Consider the following 16,759-nt stretch of genomic DNA (forward strand, 5'->3'; position numbering starts at 1 on the left):
ATCAAAATTGGGGATACTACTTTTCTTTATTCAATATTTATTCTTTGGGATTGCACGAAGCTGCCCACCGAAATCCGAATAAAATAGATACCGGCAGCAAAAGCGCGCAGGTCCAATTCTTTTTCGTAAGCATCATTTTTTACATCTTTTATTTCTTTCAGCAACCGGCCATTGGCATTATACAGGCTTATGGTGAGTTCGCCGTTCTGCGGGCTGTTTAAATTTACCCGGAAGCGGCCCGGCGAAGGATTCGGATAAACTACCACGCCATCCGGATGAACAAAAGATTCGGTTGCACTTTTGGGCTGGCGGCTGGCCGTAGCACCTGGCTCTACAATAATCCCTTTTACTACAATCAGGCTGTTGCCGGCAGCCGACAAATTCTGAGCCGCATCTACGGCCTTAACGGTAAACTCATAAGCATCCCGACCTTTGGGGCTAGGCACCCTGTAAGTAGTGCCGGTAATTGGGGTGGTATGCAGCGGCGTGCCATTTAAATAAACCCAATAGCCGACTACGGCTACATTATCAGTAGCAGCCTGCCAGGTCAGCTCAATTTCGTGCTTTATTGTTTTTTTACCGGTAAGCGCCAGCGGTGCACCAGGCGCCTGGGTATCGGGAGTGGTTATGGTTATAGCCGCCGGACCGGATATATTGCCAGCTTTATCGGTGGCTACAACCACAAAATCATAACTTATCGACGACTGCAGACCATTAACAGTATAGGTTGTAGCATTCAGTTCTGCTATCAACTCACCGGCTTTGAATATTTTATAACCAGTAACGGCAAAATTATCGGTTGCGGCAGCCCAGGTTAAGGTAGCAGTTTCGTCGGTAGCAGTGGCGGTAAGATTAGCCGGAGCGGTGGGGGCCTCTGTATCGGCAATAACTACCAGGGTTTGGGATACGGGCTCGGCAGCCTGGTATAAGGCATTTCCGGTTTGGTTGGCCGTAATAATAGTGGTACCGGCGCCGGTCAGGTGAATTTTGCCGTTCAGGATAGTAGCCACCGCGGGGTCAGAGCTAGTATAGCTTACCGGCAAACCCGAACTGGCCACCGCTCCTGCATCAAAATCCAAATCATCTACCCGTTTCTCCGGCAACGCCGGGAAATTAATGGTTTGCGCACTTACCGGCGTGCTGGTATCAACATCCAGATTGGCATTAATAATGGTGTTAACAGCTCTTAACAACGCCAATGGGTTCGTATAATTTACATCGGTGGCAATATCCCAGTACATCAGGCCGGCCAGTTCCTGGTCTCTTACCAGTTTGGCTTTTTTAATAAGAGTGGTTTGTCCGTTAAAGGTATAGGTTCTGGTAACACCATTGGCGGTTACGGCAATTTCATCCAGGTTGGGATCCAGGTTGGGGTGCGCCTTCACAATATCGGTATAGGCAGTGGTTATAAGCGTGTTATCGGATGTGGTACCGTAAAAGGGTAAGCCCATGACGAGTTTATGCCGGGGATAACCGTAAGCCAGCATGTTGTTCAGGTCGCTTACAAACTGGTCGTAAGGGAACCGGTTAGGTCGTGGTCCATAGCTTTGAATCGAAATATAATCGGCGGCGGCAATGGCGGCGGGGGTTATACTATAATAAGCTGGATGCAGCGATACCGAAAAAAGCGAACTGGCAGGCAGGGCGGCATTCATTGCCTCAATCAACAGGCTGTAATCGGCCCACTCCTGCGCGGTCTCGCACCATTCAAAGTCAAAATCTACCCCGTCTAAAATTGTAGGCCTGCACAATGGCTTGCACCTGGCTGGCAAAATTACGGCGGGCAGCATCGGTTTTCATCATTACTTTCCAATCGCCGCCGGTAACGCCCAGGCGCAGGGTAGCCCCGGCTTTGCCTTGTAAAGATGTTTTTAAACCATCCAGCACGCTTACCCAGGTTCGAGAATCTTTGCCGGGTTGGGCGGCTTCGTCGTATTTCCAGTAGGCATTGGTTTTACTGGCGTTCCAGGAAGTAGCTACAATAGGATTATTTTTCAGGCCGGTAATTTCGCCGGCGCTTAAGCTCAATAAATTCAAGCTGGTTTCGTCTAATTTACCGTCGAAGTTCACGCCCAGTTCAAAATCAGTACGAATAAAAGGACCGGTGCGGGGCAGCAGACCGTCGGCATTTTTATAGGTCACGGCTTTGCTCTCGCCGTTAACATAAATTTTAGCCTGTTGGTAAGCCGCACCATTACCACTATAGGTTACCGCCACGTGGTGCCACTGGCCGGGGGTCAGGCCGGAGTTATCCAGGGTTACATAATTGTCGGCGCCATTGGCCAGGTGCAGAATCAGGCTGTTGGTGCTGCCCGCGCCCAATTGCAAATCAATGGTTTTGGTGGCAGATTCGTATTTCCGGAAAATATAGCTACCAGGCACCCATTCATCTACATATACCCATGAAGCAAACGTAAAGGCTGGTACACCGGCATTGGGCCGGTTCAGCAAATCTTTGCCGGTATTCATGACAGAGCCGTTACCAGCAAAATCCAGTACCCCGCTACGGCCGGCAAAGCTGCTCAGCGTTGGCTAATACGCCGTTGTTTACCGGATATTCAAAAAACAAATCGCCGTTGGCATAAGTATTGGTGGTCAGGTAAATAATATCGTTGTTATTCAGCAGCGACTCTTCGCTAATGCGGCCGGTTTCGTAAAAATTAGACCGGATATAGGTGCTGACCCGGCGGTATACAAAAGTCGGATTATCGGTAACAGCTACTAAACTCCCATTACTCATTGTGCCATTGTAGCTGCCCTTGTAATCTATAATATTGCTGCCATCCTGATCCATTTTCCAGTACGCTACCAGGCTGGCGTATAAAGGATGATAATTATTCAGGGTATTCTGGCGATCCAGGTCAGTGGCGGCCAAGTGGGTATTCCACAACCGGGCTTCATCAATTTTACCAGCAAAGCCGCTGCCTAATTCAAAATTGGCCGCATTAACCGGCGTGGTGGCAGGCAATAAACCATTGCCCCCGCTATACCACAAATTTATTGGTGCGCCGTCGATGAATACTTTTATCATGTTGTAAGCGCCCTGCGAGCCATCGTAGGCTATGGCCACATGGTGCCATTTACCCACCGAAATAGTTGAATTATCGGCGGCCGCATAGCTATTGGTGCCATTAGCCACGTGAAAAAACAGGCGACGGTTAGCTGCCGTACCCAGCTGCATGTCAATCCGGCTGCTCGTTGAACCAATTTTACTGAATACATAACTGTTTTCCCGCCACTGATCGATGTACAGCCAGGCCTCAAAAGTGAACTGGGATACCCCGTTTATTTCGCTGATATTTCCGAATGACGCCTTACTCGTAGCAGCGCCGGCAAAGCTAGCGGCTTTATTCTGAACCTGCCCGGCAACCGTAAAAGCTGAAGTGAGCATTAACAATAAGGTAATTATTTTCTTCATAACTAAGCTTTAGAATAATACATAATTAAATAGGAGTAAACTACTTATAAACATGCACTTGCCTGTTAAAGCTATCATCAGGTAAATTGGGTTGCCGGGTGCATAAAGGCTATCCGGCCATGACAGCAGGTGAATGTGGTGGTTAGAAAATCAGGTATTTTTTGCCTGAGCGGGTTCGAGGTTAGTTAAAATGGTGGTGCTTATTCCGGTTAAGTCGGGTTATGCTACCGGTTGCGGCAACCAGGCACCTTTGGGCGGCGGTAATATTTTATTCTTTCTGTGGGCTGCGTCTATTATGGTTTAGGGTTAAAAAGAAATATTACTGTGGTATTTTATTATTCAGGTTTATAGGGTATTGCTTAAAACCGTTGCTGGTGCGGCAGGCGTTTAGTTCTGGGGTATTGCCCGTTGATAGTTTTCCTGAGCCCCATCCGTTTGCATCAGGTTATGATTTAATGCTGGGTTTAGCAGGCCAAAACCTACAGTTGCAGCAAACCCAAGGCTTAGCGGGGCCAAGCAACCAGAATATTTATTCCGGTTGCTGGTTTATCAGGGCAACAGAGCACCCGGAACAGGCACCGGCGTGCGTCTGTTAGCGTCTAAATTCCCGCATAAGTGTTGGTTTATTTTCGGTTGGCTTCGTGCGACCGGCTTTTATAAAATAGCGGGTGAAACCGGATACCTTGCTGTTCCCAGTTCGGGAAATGCCCCTGGTTTAAGCGGTTTACAAAACTGTTAAAGTCTTTTTTCTCTACTGGGGTCCAGAGGGCTTCGGCAATAGCGGGCATCCGGGGCAGCAACATGTAATCCAGGTGCGCTACCGACGAAATAAATTCGGTCCAGATGGCGAACTGCCCGCCCAGAATTAATTTTTTTTCGGTTTCGCTCAGCGCCGCCGAATGCGGATTATACTGGTAAACTTTATCCAGGGTGTTCAGCGAAAACTTGGCACCTAACGGTTCGTCGGCCGGGTCGGCCTGGTACCGGTTAAAGTAAAGCGGGTTGCTCGGCGACATAACCACGTGGTGCCCCATTTTTGCCGCTGCAATGCCGCCTTTTTCGCCCCGCCAGCTCATAACAGTGGCCGATGGCGCCAGGCCGCCTTCCAGAATTTCGTCCCAGCCCAGTAATTTTTTGTTATGCGCCAACAAATATTTCTCCATCCGGCGAATAAAATAACTCTGCAGTTCTTCTTCATTTTTTAAGCCTTCGGCCTGAATCCGTTTCTGGCACCGCGGGCATTGTTTCCAGTAATATTTGTCTACTTCATCCCCGCCAATATGAATATATTCCGAGGGAAAGATGGCCATTACTTCCTGCAGCACACCCTGCAGAAACAGGAAAGAACTGTCGTTGCCGGCGCAATAATTCAAATTCAGTTTTTTTACATCCACGGCCCCGCTCCAGGTATAGGCATTGGGCACTTCCTGCGCATGTGGTGCGCAGGCAAACTGCGGGTACGCGGTTAAAGCCGCGCCAGAGTGGCCGGGCATTTCAATTTCCGGAATTACAGTAATATGCCGGGCTTGGGCATAAGCCACAATTTCTTTGGCCTCCTGCTGCGTATAATATCCGCCGTAGGTGTAAGGGGTGTTGTTTAAAGGTTGGGTATAAGCAGAATCGGGTTTGTAATAAATGCTGCCCGGAATTTCTTTGCGCCAGGCACCCACCGCGGTAAGCTTTGGATATTTTTTAATTTCCAGCCGCCAGCCTTCGTTGTCGGTCAGGTGCCAGTGAAACACATTCATTTTGTACCGCGCCAGCAAATCAATATATTCCTTAATGGCTGCTACCGAATAAAAATGCCGACTTACATCCAGCATCATGCCCCGCCAGCCAAAGCGTGGCTCATCGGTTACTTCCATACAGGGCACCTGTAGCGGCTCGTTCGTGCGCAGGGCCGGCAGGGTTTGCAGCAACGATTGCAAGCCGTAAAATATACCGGCTTTGGTATTAGCTTTTATTTGGATGGCTGTTGGCGTTACGGCCATTTTATACCCTTCAGGGCCTACTTCAGCTACTTTCTCCAGCACAAACGCAATATTCTTCTTTTCTTTTTTATTCACCGGCAACGCATAATCCGATATATTTTTAACCTGGTTGGCAAAATAAGTGGCCAGGGCTGCCAGCTCTTTATCTGTGCGTTTGTACTGAATAACCGTGTACTTATCAATAACAAAATGATCGCTGTTCATTTTAAGGTTGGCCGGTTGGGGAATAATATTTACTTGTGCCCGGGCCGGAAATAAAAATCCAAATAAGAAAAATAAAAGAAAACAGGTAATGCTATTTTGGTTATGAATCATTATTGGTAATAAATATGTATGCTAGTTTTCAGGCTGATTTTGCCCTGTCCCAGGCATGCCGCTTAGGACTAATATTTAATTTCTTTAGTCTTATTTAAAGAAGGAGCCTTTTTATTGAGTAGGCCGGCTTGCCATAGTCATGATAAAAGTTCTCTAACTAAGCTCCTCTTTGTAAGCTTTTGAGAGATAATTTAGTTAGGCAGTTGTTCGATTACCAGTTTAACCGGCTCCAGGTTAAATGTGGGATTAACTATTAGTTCGGTTTTACGGGCCACATTCGAGGTATTGGGCGAAAGCGTAATGGCAATGTTTTGGTTACCGGACCCAAATAATTTGCTTGGTTTGCACCAGGCTTTACTTTCTTCCGGTAACACTATCCACCACCCATTCGAATTGGCATTAACCACTACATCTAGTTTGCCGCCAGCAGCCGGCAAAGCTGCTAGCGTACCTTTAGGTTCTACGGTAAAGGCCGAAGGTTCCGGCTTATACGGCATGGGTTCTTTTTTGCAGGCGGTAATAAACAGCAACAACAGTATAGTTAAGCCCGCGAGGTAATTTATCTTGGTATTTTTCATTTCTAGCGCTATTATTTTGTACATAATATTTTACCAACCCGGATTCTGAGTCCATAAGCCGTTAGTTAGTTGCATCATCCGGTCCTGAATAGGTAAGAGATAATCGCGGGATAGATTAAACCCAAAGCCGTTGGGAAGAACCCGCTGGTAAGGATCGACATAACGGAGCGAAGCCTGCGCATTGCCGGTTAAGTAAAAATTAACCGATTTGCCGGATGGAGCGTTATCGTAATACAACAGGGCGTCTTTGTAGAGACCGGTGGCGGTGTTTTCCTGGGCAATATTGCTGCCCACAAACAAAACGCCCAGCGGCCTTTTGCCCGCAATCAGCACATCGGCCGCCGACCACCGGAAAATATCGTCCAGCCGCATGCCTTCGGCAGCCAGTTCTACCCTTCTCTCACGGCGAACGCTCTGAATAACCTTATCAAGGTTGCGGAAAGAGTAATCAGGATCATTGTTATATTCCCGGTCGAAATCCACGTCTGGCATACCAACGCGGGCCCGCAGCGGCTGCAGCGCTTGCGCTACCAAGGCCGGTGATTCACCTAGTTCGGCCATGGCTTCGGCATAGTTTAGTAAAACTTCGGCGTACCGAAACAGAATGGCCGGCACCGAGCTTTTATTATCGTCGAAAGTAGCCGAAGCGCTGTTGTACTCTATATATTTATACAAAGGATACCCGGTGGTGCTGCGGTTAAACCCGCTCTGATTAATGGGCGGAAAAGCGGGCACCACGGCACTTGGCTTCAGGGGTTTGCCCGGCACGGCCACCGTTTGGGAAAGACGTGGGTCGCGGAGGTCGGGAGATAATTCGCGGCCGTAAACAGCCTGTGCTTCGGTGCGGGCAGCACCTACAAATGGCGTTCCGGTCCGGGTAAGGTAATCATCAACCAAAGACAAGGTTACGCCAATATCGCCGCCGCCGGTAGATAAATATTTACTGATGCTGTGGCCAATATTTTCGTTGGCATCGTATTTCCGCCATAGCATTACCTCTTTATTACCTGCCAGGTTAAGGGTGGTATATAAATTGCCGTAATCTTCGAGGGGTTTGCCGGTAGTATAAATGCTCCAGCGGCCGCTGGTAATAATGGTTTCTGCCGCTTGTTTGGCCTGGGCCAGATAATTCGCGATTTTATCATCCGAAATATCTTTAGTCCAGAATGGGTCGGCGTCCTGCTTGTGGTATTTCTGCCAGGTGCCTTCAAACAAGGCTACCCGCGATTTAAATGCCAACGCCACATCTTTGTGCACGCGCATGCCGGCGTTAGTACTCACCGCTGGTATAAGCGCAATGGCTTTATCCAGATCGGCCAGAATAGAATCAACCACCACCACCCGCGAATCCCGGGCCAACTGTGTCATTTCCTGATCGGCGGGTAACACGGTATTTACCCAGGTTACATCGCCGTATTTTTTAATCAGGCTAAAATAAAACCAGGCCCGGAAAAACTTGGCTTCTCCCAGGTATTGGTTAATCAGGGCTTGGTCGCCGCCGGCATTTTTATAATTAGCCAGAAAATAATTAACCGACCTAATGTTGTTGTACTCGGTCAGGCGCGCGGCATTACCCTGCGACAAGTTACCGTTTAGCCGAGTATCCACGGCCGTAATAATCATATTATCGCTGGTAGCATCGGAGAAGGCAATACCGGTGTTACCGGTTATGGTTGGGTGGCCTGGAAAGCTTTCGTAGAACTGATTTACGTACAGCCGCAGTTCGTTGGTGGTAGCCAAACTACCTGCGGTAGACAGCACATCGAGCGGCTCCCGATCCAGGAAGTCGTCTTGGCAGGAAAAAGCTGCAAAAACACTCGCTAAAAAGTATATTTTAAGAATATATTTCATCTTGATCAGAATTAAAAGCTAAGGCCAAGGCCAAAAGAATAAATTTTGCTTAATGGGTATATTTTACCGGGCGCGGCGCCGCCCACCAGGGTTTCGGGATCAAACATTTTTGCCAGTTTGGTTTGGGTAAGTAAATTTTCGCCGGAGAAGAATACATTAACTTTACTCAATTTTACTCTTTGTACCCAGCTAACCGGCAGGTTGTAATTAATGGTCAGGTTTTTCAGGCGGAGGTAAGCGGCATTCTGCAGATAGCGGTCCGAAATCTGCTGGGTTTTTCCGACAAAAGAATTAATGGAACCTACCGGCGAGGCGTAAGGATTGGGATAATAAGCTCCCGGATTTTCCGGTGTCCAGTAGTCCAGGTGTTCTTTAAATACCGTTACCTGAGCCAGCGAGCCCGAGCCCCAGAAATAAGCATCCAGCAGGGCCGGCGCAAAATCGCGCTTGCCTATCCCCTGCCACAACATACTTAGCGATAACCCTTTCCAGGAAACAGATCCGTTCAGGGAGTAAGAGTAGCGGGCATTGCTGTTGCCAATAATGGTTAAATCGCCCATGTTGCCCAGTTGATTGGTGCCCTGGTTAATTTTGCCGTCGCTATTCAGGTCCTCGTAAATTACATCGCCGGGTTTCCAGGGTTGCGCCGACAAGAAAGAATGGTCGAGGCGGTTAAAGGCATCGGCTGCTTCCGGGTTCTGCACCAGGCCCGGTGAACGGAAACCCCAGATTTCACCCGCGGTTTTACCTACGTACCAGGCACCCCGCGGATCATTATTATTCGGGTTTTGGTATTTGGTTACCACCGATTTATTGTCGGCCAGCAAGCCACCGAAACTATAGGAAATATTGCTGTTGATGCGGCCCCGCCAGTTCAGGGATAATTCCCAGCCGCGGGTGCGCAAATCGGCGTTGTTGGTTTGGGGCGGCGTAGCGCCATACATATCGGCAATATCCAGCGATGGCCCCAGCATGTCGCGGGTGTTCCGCTGATAAATATCGAAGCTACCGGTAAGCTGGCTGTTAAATGCGCCAAAATCAAGGCCAACGTTCGCATTTTCTATTTTCTCCCAAGTAATAAATGGATTAAAAGCGCCCGGAACGGTAATATAGGCTTCGCGGCCGGCACCGTAGTACCAGCGGCCACCCGTTCCAATTCCCGGTACGGTAATGCCCATGTTCTCGGCGTAAGAATACAAACCGGCACCGGACTGGTTACCCAGGAAACCGTACGAACCCCGGATTTTTAACTGGTTTAACCAGGCCACATTTTCCTGTAAGAAAGTTTCCTGATCCAGGTTATACCCGGCCGAAACAGAGGGGAAAAATCCCCAACGGGAGTCGGCGGCAAATCGGGAGGAACCATCGTAACGCCCGTTTAACTCCAGCAAATATTTACTTTTATAATTATAAGATAAGCGGGCAAACCCGCCCCGCGTAGCCCAGTGCGTCCGGGATTCGCTAATGGCCTGGCTACCGGTAGCCAAAGAAATACCGGGCCGGCTGTTACTAATCAGATCCTGGGCTGTAGCAGCCAGGCTTTTAAATTCATTTAGTTCCTGCTGAAACCCTACCAGAATATCTAAACCATGGTTTTCTTTTATAGTAAGGCTGTAAGAAGAATAAATATTGGGCGAAATGTAGCGGGAGCTTAACATGTTACGGCCATAACTGCCTTTCAGCGGAATATTGTATTCGGAGCGGTTTACCGTTATGGGCGCGCCGTTTATGCCGTAAATGGTGCCCGGCAGTTTCAGGTTGGTTTGTTCTGAGGTAGATTGGCGTAAGTTTAAATCTACGTTGATCTTCCATTTTTTTACAGGCTCAAACTCCAGACCGGTTAAAATAGCCAGGTTGGTTTCATCTTCCCTGGATTCGGAACCAGACTGTAAATAAGGCACCATCGACTGTTCGGTCCAGTTGCTGTTTAAATCGTACGGCGATACGTTGGGCCGCATCCGGGCCAGGTTATGAAAGAAAAGGTTTTCGAACCCGGAAAACGGGCTGGTATATTTTGATTGGGTATATTTGGTATTGGCTTTTACTTTAACCCAGCTCTGTACCTGGGAAGTTACCGTGGCATTCAGGTTATACCGGTTGTAATCAATATCGGCAAAACGCATACTGCCCCCTTCTGTGTAATAACCGCCCGACACAAAGAACTGAGTGGTTTTGTTGCCGCCGCTGAGACTCACGTTGTGGTTTTGCTTTAGGGAATAAGGTTTGTAATGCAGGTTAAACCAGTTGGTATTGGCCACGCCGTTGGCGCTGTTTTCCCAGTTGGCGTAATCGTTGCTGTTTACTTCGGGGAAAATAGACATGCCGGCCGGATTCTGAATAAACTGCTCCAGCAGTTTCAATTTTTCTTCGGAATATTGCCGGGTACCCAAGGCATTAAAAGTAGCCGCATTAAAAAAATTAGCGAATTGTAATGAATTAGCCATATTGGGCAGCCGATTGGGCGTGGTTATGCCCACGTTATTTGTATAAGACAAGTTAGTTCAGTCGGCGCTGCCTTTTTTGGTGGTTACCAGAATAACCCCGTAAGCGGCCCGCGATCCGTAAATAGCAGAGGCCGAAGCATCTTTTAAAACCGAGATGGATTCAATATCGTTGGGATTAACATCGGCTAATGACATTTCCAAACCGTCTACCAGCACATAAGGGTTGTCGCTGCCGCTAATGTTGCCCATACCCCGCACGTTTAAATTAAAGCTTTGCCCCGGTTTAGTATTGCCGCCTATGTTCACGTTTAAACCCGGTACTAACCCTTGTAAACTCTGGGTAGCATTTACCACCGGCCGGTTTTCCAGTTCGGTGGCGCTTACCACCGATACCGCACCGGTCAGATTAATTTTTTTTTGGGTACCATAACCCACTACAACCACTTCTTCGAGATTAGAAGCGTTTAATTCCAGCGAAATAGTGCCCAAATCGGCGGCGGCTTTAACTTCCTTGTTCAGGTAGCCTACAAAACTAATTTCCAGTATCGCATCATCGGCCACATCAGGTATAGTAAAGGTCCCTTGTGCATTCGTAGAAGCGCCCTTATTGGTTCCTTTTACCAGCACCGTAGCCCCGGGTAAAGGATCGTTGTTTTCATCTACCACCCGACCCTTCACATTAATGGGCGGCACAACGCTGCTACTCCCGGCTTTTTTTGCCTCTTTAATAATAACAGTTTTCAGCTCTATTGTATAAACAAAGGGCTGCTGGGCAAATGATTTTTCTAAAGCTTCTTCGAGTGTAACATTCTGCACGTGCACGCTTACCCGCTTGGCCCGCTGCAGTAAGGCTTCGTTGTAGAAAAAATCGTAGCCGGTTTGCTTCCGTATTTCTTTTAAAACTTTGGCCAGAGGTACATTATCTTCCGAAAGGGTTACCCGTTGGGCATAAACGGTAGCGCTTACCGGCATGAAGACCGAGAGCATTAAGACCAGCGTTAGCTTCAGGCCCAGCAAGATTTTGGGTTTCGGGCAGGTAAATCTGCCGGTGCTAGAGAGGTAAATTTCCATACATCTTTGGGTATTTAATTAGGCATTGTAGTAAATTCAGCGGGCTGACCCGGTACCTTAATAAATAATATACTGTGGTTATATGTAAGTACCACTAGCGGGAGGATACCCCCAAAGAGAGGAAAAAAGTTTTAATTTTAACTGGAGTAAAGCATACCCTTTTGCCCAAAGTTCAGGCGCTATTCCTAGCTACAGCGCAATATTTTTGGGTGAGATGCTTTTTCCGGCTCAGCCAAAATAGCTGCTGGCATTTTTCTGGTAGTTTGACTATGCGCTCAGCCAACAACCAAAAAATATACTGCGCCGTAAGCGCCCCTTCCTTCTTATTAACAACCGAAAGCTTACTAACTCCGCTAAATAAAAACAGGACTTACGCAAACACATCCGGGTTCCCCAAGCTGGTCATTAGACTCAACCAGGTCGCCGGTGTTGCGTAAGTCCTGAAAATAGAATTAATGTTGTCTGTTTACTTAATTTAAATATATCCAGATACTTCTGTCAAGATTTCTACCCTAATAATCTTATTACTTTTGATTAACCTATTCTGTAGCCAGTAGTGGAAAATTTTTATCTTCAGTATGCTCCCGCGCCATAATAGATTCTATCTGTTTTACCACTTGCGGATGCGCCGCACTTACATCTTTTTTCTCGGCCGGGTCTGTAGCCAGGTTAAATAATTGCACCGGGCTGTTCCTGTCTTTTTTTACGTTCAGTCGTACGCCTTTCCAGTTGCCCATCCGGACAGCTTGCCGGCCGCCGTCTTCATGAAACTCCCAGTACAAAAATTCGTGCTGCACTTGTTTTCCTTTGTTCCGGAGGGTGGGCAATATGGAAACACCATCGAGGTTGGCCAAAACAGATTGCCCTACCAATTGGGCAAAGGTGGGCAGAAAATCCCACGAGGCACCCACAAAATTTGACTGGCGATTTTTTTTAATTACAGCCGGCCAGCTTACAATCATGGGGGTGCGGATGCCGCCTTCGTACAAATCGCGCTTAATGCCCCTTAAACCGCCGCTGCTGTTAAAATATTCCGGCATATTACCGCCTTCGCGGTGGGGTCCGTTGTCGCTGGTAAAAACAATTAACGTATTTTTTTCGATGCCCAACGTTTTGAGTTCTTTTACCACTTGGCCTACGTAGTCGTCGAGGCGCGTAACCATGGCGGCATAAGTAGCGAGCGGGTAAGCCTGCGGCTGATAGCCAACGCCATTCCAGGTAGCCGGAATAGATTTGAGCTGCTCATTAAACTGTTTTTTATAGGCTTCAAAAACCTTATCGTTGGCTGGTAATTGCAAGGCGGCGTGCGGTAAGGTGTAGGCCAGGTACAGGAAAAAAGGTTTTTGGGTATGGGCCGCCATAAAGGCCAGGGCTTTTTCCTGAATCAGTTCGGGGGCATATTGCTGCTGAACCGTTGGGGTATTAATTAAATTTACCTGTTGTTGGTTATGCCACAAATGGTCCGGAAAGAAATTATGAGACTGCCGCTGGCAATTATAGCCATAAAACTGGTCGAAACCTTGCTGGTTGGGTTCACCCGTCGAACCTGGAAACCCCAATCCCCACTTGCCGAATATGCCCGTAGCATAACCGGCCTGTCGGAACATTTCGGCCATGGTAAAAACAGAATCGGCTAACGGAAACTGCCCTTCGGGTTTTATTTCATAATTTCCGCGCACTGAAGTATGCCCAGTATGTTTGCCGGTCAGGAGGGCGGCCCGGGAAGGTGCGCAAACCGAGGTACCCGCATAAAACTGGGTAAAACGGATGCCATTGGCCGCCAATTTATCTATGTTGGGTGTTTTAATTAATTTCTGACCGTAAACGCCAATATCCCCGTAGCCCAAATCATCGGCCAGAATAAAAACAATATTGGGTTTATTTTGGGCGAAGCTGGTTAAGAAGCCAAGCCCAAACAAAAAAAATAACGTTGTTCTTCTTATCATTATTTTCCGTAAAATCGGCTATTTAGTTACTCGCCAATAACTTTTTAGCGTCTTCGTCTTCGTATTTATTTATCAGGCCGGTGAGCTGGTTTTGCAAAGTGGCCGTAATTTTTTCGTAGCCTTTCTGGCCGTATAAGTTATGCATTTCCTGCGGATCTTTTTGCAAATCGTACAGTTCCCAGCCTTCAACCCTTTTATAAAATCTGATAAGTTTATACCGGCTGGTTTTTACGCCAAAGTGCGGCGAAACCGAATGTTCTCCATTTTCATAATAATGGTAATACAGCGCCTCCCGCCCCTTGGCATTTGTATTCGTTAGTACCGGCAGCAGCGATTGACCTTGCATTTGGCGCGGTACCGGCAAACCAGCCGCTTCCAGCATGGTGGGCGCAATATCCAGGTTCATTACCATGTTGTTAGAAACAGTGCCGGGTTTTACTACCCCGGGGTAACGCATTACCATGGGGGTGCGAAAAGACTCTTCGTACATAAAACGCTTATCGAACCAGCCGTGCTCACCCAGGAAGAACCCTTGGTCTGAGAGGTATATAACAATGGTGTTGTCCGTTAATTTATGCTCGTCCAGGTAAGCCAGGGTACGCCCGATGCTGCGGTCTAGCGAGGCGGCGGTGCTCAGGTAATCGCGCATATAGCGCTGGTACTTCCACTCGGTTAAGGCCCGACCGGTTAAGTTACGGGCAATCAAATCGGCCTGAATAGGTTGGTAATAAGCATTAAACTTACCGCGCTGGGCGGCATTCATGCGCGTAATGTTACCGTCTTTTATTTCTTCTCCGGCCGGAAACATTTTCAGGTCATAACCCATCTGCATGGTTTTGGCTACGCTCATATCCTGCACCCGGGCAGCCTCGCGGTTTTCGTAAGTGTCGTAAAAATTAGAAGGCACCGGAAACGTGACTTTATCAAACATGCCCATATCTTCCGGGGCTGGCAACCAGGTGCGGTGGGTGGCTTTATGACCAATTACCAGGCAAAAGGGTTTGTCGGTGTTGCGTTTATTTAGCCAGTTTTCGGCCACGTCAGCCGTTACATCCGATACATAGCCTTCTATTCGTTTTTGGTTACCATCCATCATTAAAAAATCAGGGTTGTAGTAGTGGCCCTGGCCAGGTAATATTTGCCAGAAGTCGAAGCCTTGGGGCTTGCTCTCCAGATGCCACTTGCCCACCCAGGCGGTCTGGTAGCCACCTGCCCCTAATTGCTTGATAAAGGTGTCCTGGCTCCCATCGAAGTGGGAGTTCTCGTTATCTTTAAAGCCGTTTTTGTGGCTGTACTTACCCGTTAAGAGTACCGCCCGGCTTGGCCCGCAAATGGAATTGGTAACGTAGGCTTTATTGAACCGCACCCCTTCCTTGGCAATCCGATCAATATTAGGGGTTTGCATTAGCTTGCTGCCGTAAGCGCTGATAGCCTGGTAAGCGTGATCGTCGGAAACAATAATAAGAATATTGGGTTGCTTCTTTTTCTGCTGCGCAAAGGTGGTAAAGCCCGTTAAAAGGCCCACCATCAGTAAAAATAAATGCTTCTTCATGTGTATTAATTTAAATTGTATTATCTGCTCTTTCCCTCGGTTTTTATCTGCTGCAACAACCCCGACAATTCCTTTACTTTTTCCGGATGCTTTTCGGCCAGATTATTTTTCTCACTTATATCGGTGCTTAAATTATATAATTGGGGCGCTTCGGCATTTCCGGTTTCAATGCCGGTAAGTTTATTAAAGGGTATGTCTTTATTGGGCGCAATATATTTCCAGTTGTTTTTTACCAGCGATAAAGCGCCCCCTTGTTGTACCAGTACCTGCCGACCCTGTTTGGTTTTGCCCAGCAACGCGTTCATCAGGTTGTAGCTGTCGGGGGCATCGGTGGCGGCCAGCGGCTGGCGCAGCAAATCGGCGAAAGAGGCAATTAAATCAATCTGGCAAATTAAGGCATCCGAAACGCCGGGTTTTATTCTTCCGGGCCAACTCATGAGCCAGGGAACGCGGGTGCCGCCCTCATAGGCGCTGTACTTACCCCCGCGCAACGGCCCGGCAGGTAAATGGCCGTTTTGTTTTGTAACCGCTTCGTCTTCGTAGCCATCGTCCAGTACCGGTCCGTTATCGCTGGTAAAAATAAGAATGGTGTTTTTAGAAAGCCCCCGAAGTTCCAGTTCTTTTCTGATTTCCCCAACCGCCCAGTCTAGCTGCAGAATAACATCGCCCCGGTAACCCAGGCTGCTTTTACCTTTGAAAATAGTAGAAGGCATACGGGGCACGTGGGGCTCGGTTAAGGAATAAAACAGGAAAAAAGGTCTCTTTTGATTCGTCTGAATAAAATCTTTGGCTTTTTGCAGGAAGGTTAAAGGTACCTCTTCGTCGGTCCAACGGGCTTTGGTACCCCCGCTCATATACCCAATGCGTCCAATGCCGTTCACAATGGTTTGGTTATGGCCGTGGTTGGGTGAGGCCTTCATCTTTAATAATTCCGGATTATCTTTACCAGTAGGGTCATTACCCACTTTTTTATTGTAGTCAACCACGATGGGGTCTGCGGCATCCAGACCCAATACCCGGTGATTCTCCATAAAAACTGTTGGCACGCGGTCGGCGGTAGCCGGGAAAATAAAAGAATAATCGAAGCCGGTTTCGTTCGGACCAGGTTTAATATCTTCGTTCCAGTTCTTTTCGACGGCCCCTCCCAGGCCCAGATGCCACTTACCCACCATTCCGGTGCGATAGCCTGCCTTCCGGAATAATGCGGGCAACGTTAATCTGTTCGTAGGAATAATCAGGGCTGCATCGCCGGGCAATACGCCGGTTCCTTGTTTTCGCCAGGGATATTCGCCAGTCATGAGGGCATAGCGGGAGGGCGTGCAGGTAGCCGAAGAGGAGTGGCCGTTGGTAAACCGGATACCCTCTTTTGCCAACTTCTCTAAATTTGGGGTCGATATTTTGGTAGCGCCGTAGCAACCCAGGTCGCCGTAACCTAAATCATCAGCATAAATTAATACAACGTTGGGGGTTTTCTGCGCATAACCCCAATGCGTTATACCGAGCATCAGGAATAAAAGTAGCTTTCTCATCTGCTATTACATTTAAATTATAACTCGGTTTAAGGCTAATATTTTGCCGCTATTTATTCTTTCT

Annotated in this window: 12 protein-coding genes; 1 reads left to right on the forward strand and 11 read right to left on the reverse strand. The window is 48.0% G+C overall.

Annotated elements, in window-relative coordinates:
* Window positions 1-26: 26 nt before the first annotated feature.
* Genes F0145_RS17670 through F0145_RS17680 form a run of 3 tightly spaced genes read right to left on the reverse strand, consistent with a single transcriptional unit; the run spans window position 27 to window position 3,418 of the window.
* A complete protein-coding gene (locus F0145_RS17670) occupies window positions 27-1,751 on the reverse strand; it encodes a glycosyl hydrolase family 18 protein (protein WP_190277589.1) in 1,725 nt (574 codons plus the stop codon).
* Window positions 1,714-2,469 (reverse strand): LamG domain-containing protein, encoded by a 756-nt coding sequence (locus tag F0145_RS17675; RefSeq protein ID WP_150090364.1) that lies wholly within the window; start codon window positions 2,467-2,469, stop codon window positions 1,714-1,716. Before F0145_RS17675 ends, F0145_RS17670 begins: the two co-directional genes overlap by 38 nt.
* 34 nt (window positions 2,470-2,503) lie before the next feature.
* Window positions 2,504-3,418, reverse strand: coding sequence for a LamG domain-containing protein (locus F0145_RS17680; protein WP_150090366.1), 915 nt, complete (start codon window positions 3,416-3,418; stop codon window positions 2,504-2,506).
* Between the two features lie 374 nt (window positions 3,419-3,792).
* On the opposite strand from F0145_RS17680, the gene F0145_RS26665 reads away from it, so the two are divergent.
* Window positions 3,793-4,014, forward strand: coding sequence for a hypothetical protein (locus F0145_RS26665; RefSeq protein ID WP_150090368.1), 222 nt, complete (start codon window positions 3,793-3,795; stop codon window positions 4,012-4,014).
* 27 nt (window positions 4,015-4,041) lie between these two features.
* Here the strand turns inward: F0145_RS26665 and F0145_RS17690 are convergent, their stop codons facing one another.
* The 8 genes from F0145_RS17690 to F0145_RS17725 all read right to left on the reverse strand — a co-directional run bounded on the left by F0145_RS17690 (window position 4,042) and on the right by F0145_RS17725 (window position 16,695).
* Window positions 4,042-5,724 carry a beta-N-acetylhexosaminidase gene (locus F0145_RS17690; RefSeq protein WP_150090370.1) on the reverse strand — a complete coding sequence of 561 codons (1,683 nt, stop codon included), beginning with the start codon at window positions 5,722-5,724 and terminating at the stop codon, window positions 4,042-4,044.
* 191 nt (window positions 5,725-5,915) lie between these two features.
* Window positions 5,916-6,326 (reverse strand): BACON domain-containing protein, encoded by a 411-nt coding sequence (locus tag F0145_RS17695; protein ID WP_223816135.1) that lies wholly within the window; start codon window positions 6,324-6,326, stop codon window positions 5,916-5,918.
* A 6-nt stretch (window positions 6,327-6,332) separates the two neighbouring features.
* Window positions 6,333-8,153 (reverse strand): RagB/SusD family nutrient uptake outer membrane protein, encoded by a 1,821-nt coding sequence (locus F0145_RS17700; RefSeq protein ID WP_150090374.1) that lies wholly within the window; start codon window positions 8,151-8,153, stop codon window positions 6,333-6,335.
* 11 nt (window positions 8,154-8,164) lie between these two features.
* Window positions 8,165-10,648: a SusC/RagA family TonB-linked outer membrane protein gene (locus F0145_RS17705; protein ID WP_150090376.1), complete on the reverse strand. Its 2,484-nt coding sequence runs from the start codon at window positions 10,646-10,648 to the stop codon at window positions 8,165-8,167.
* Window positions 10,649-10,654: 6 nt separating this feature from the next.
* Complete coding sequence (locus tag F0145_RS17710) at window positions 10,655-11,668, reverse strand: SusC/RagA family TonB-linked outer membrane protein (protein ID WP_150090378.1); 1,014 nt, start codon at window positions 11,666-11,668, stop codon at window positions 10,655-10,657.
* A gap of 539 nt (window positions 11,669-12,207) precedes the next feature.
* The gene (locus F0145_RS17715; RefSeq protein ID WP_150090380.1) at window positions 12,208-13,614 is read right to left on the reverse strand and encodes an arylsulfatase; all 1,407 of its coding nucleotides are present in this window, start codon (window positions 13,612-13,614) and stop codon (window positions 12,208-12,210) included.
* Window positions 13,615-13,636: 22 nt separating this feature from the next.
* On the reverse strand, window positions 13,637-15,166 hold the full coding sequence (locus F0145_RS17720; RefSeq protein WP_150090382.1) for a sulfatase family protein: 1,530 nt from the start codon (window positions 15,164-15,166) through the stop codon (window positions 13,637-13,639).
* Window positions 15,167-15,186: 20 nt separating this feature from the next.
* On the reverse strand, window positions 15,187-16,695 hold the full coding sequence (locus tag F0145_RS17725) for a sulfatase family protein (protein WP_150090384.1): 1,509 nt from the start codon (window positions 16,693-16,695) through the stop codon (window positions 15,187-15,189).
* Between the last annotated feature and the right edge of the window lie 64 nt (window positions 16,696-16,759).

The sequence above is a fragment of the Adhaeribacter rhizoryzae genome, assembly GCF_008629685.1.
Lineage (GTDB): Bacteria > Bacteroidota > Bacteroidia > Cytophagales > Hymenobacteraceae > Adhaeribacter > Adhaeribacter rhizoryzae.

Coding starts and splice junctions, on each gene's coding strand:
- F0145_RS17675 (WP_150090364.1), bottom strand. CDS start 2,469: ATGAATACCGGCAAAGATTTGCTGAACCGGCCCAATGCCGGTGTACCA.
- F0145_RS17680 (WP_150090366.1), bottom strand. CDS start 3,418: ATGAAGAAAATAATTACCTTATTGTTAATGCTCACTTCAGCTTTTACG.
- F0145_RS17690 (WP_150090370.1), bottom strand. CDS start 5,724: ATGATTCATAACCAAAATAGCATTACCTGTTTTCTTTTATTTTTCTTA.
- F0145_RS17695 (WP_223816135.1), bottom strand. CDS start 6,326: ATGTACAAAATAATAGCGCTAGAAATGAAAAATACCAAGATAAATTAC.
- F0145_RS17700 (WP_150090374.1), bottom strand. CDS start 8,153: ATGAAATATATTCTTAAAATATACTTTTTAGCGAGTGTTTTTGCAGCT.
- F0145_RS17710 (WP_150090378.1), bottom strand. CDS start 11,668: ATGGAAATTTACCTCTCTAGCACCGGCAGATTTACCTGCCCGAAACCC.
- F0145_RS17715 (WP_150090380.1), bottom strand. CDS start 13,614: ATGATAAGAAGAACAACGTTATTTTTTTTGTTTGGGCTTGGCTTCTTA.
- F0145_RS17720 (WP_150090382.1), bottom strand. CDS start 15,166: ATGAAGAAGCATTTATTTTTACTGATGGTGGGCCTTTTAACGGGCTTT.
- F0145_RS17725 (WP_150090384.1), bottom strand. CDS start 16,695: ATGAGAAAGCTACTTTTATTCCTGATGCTCGGTATAACGCATTGGGGT.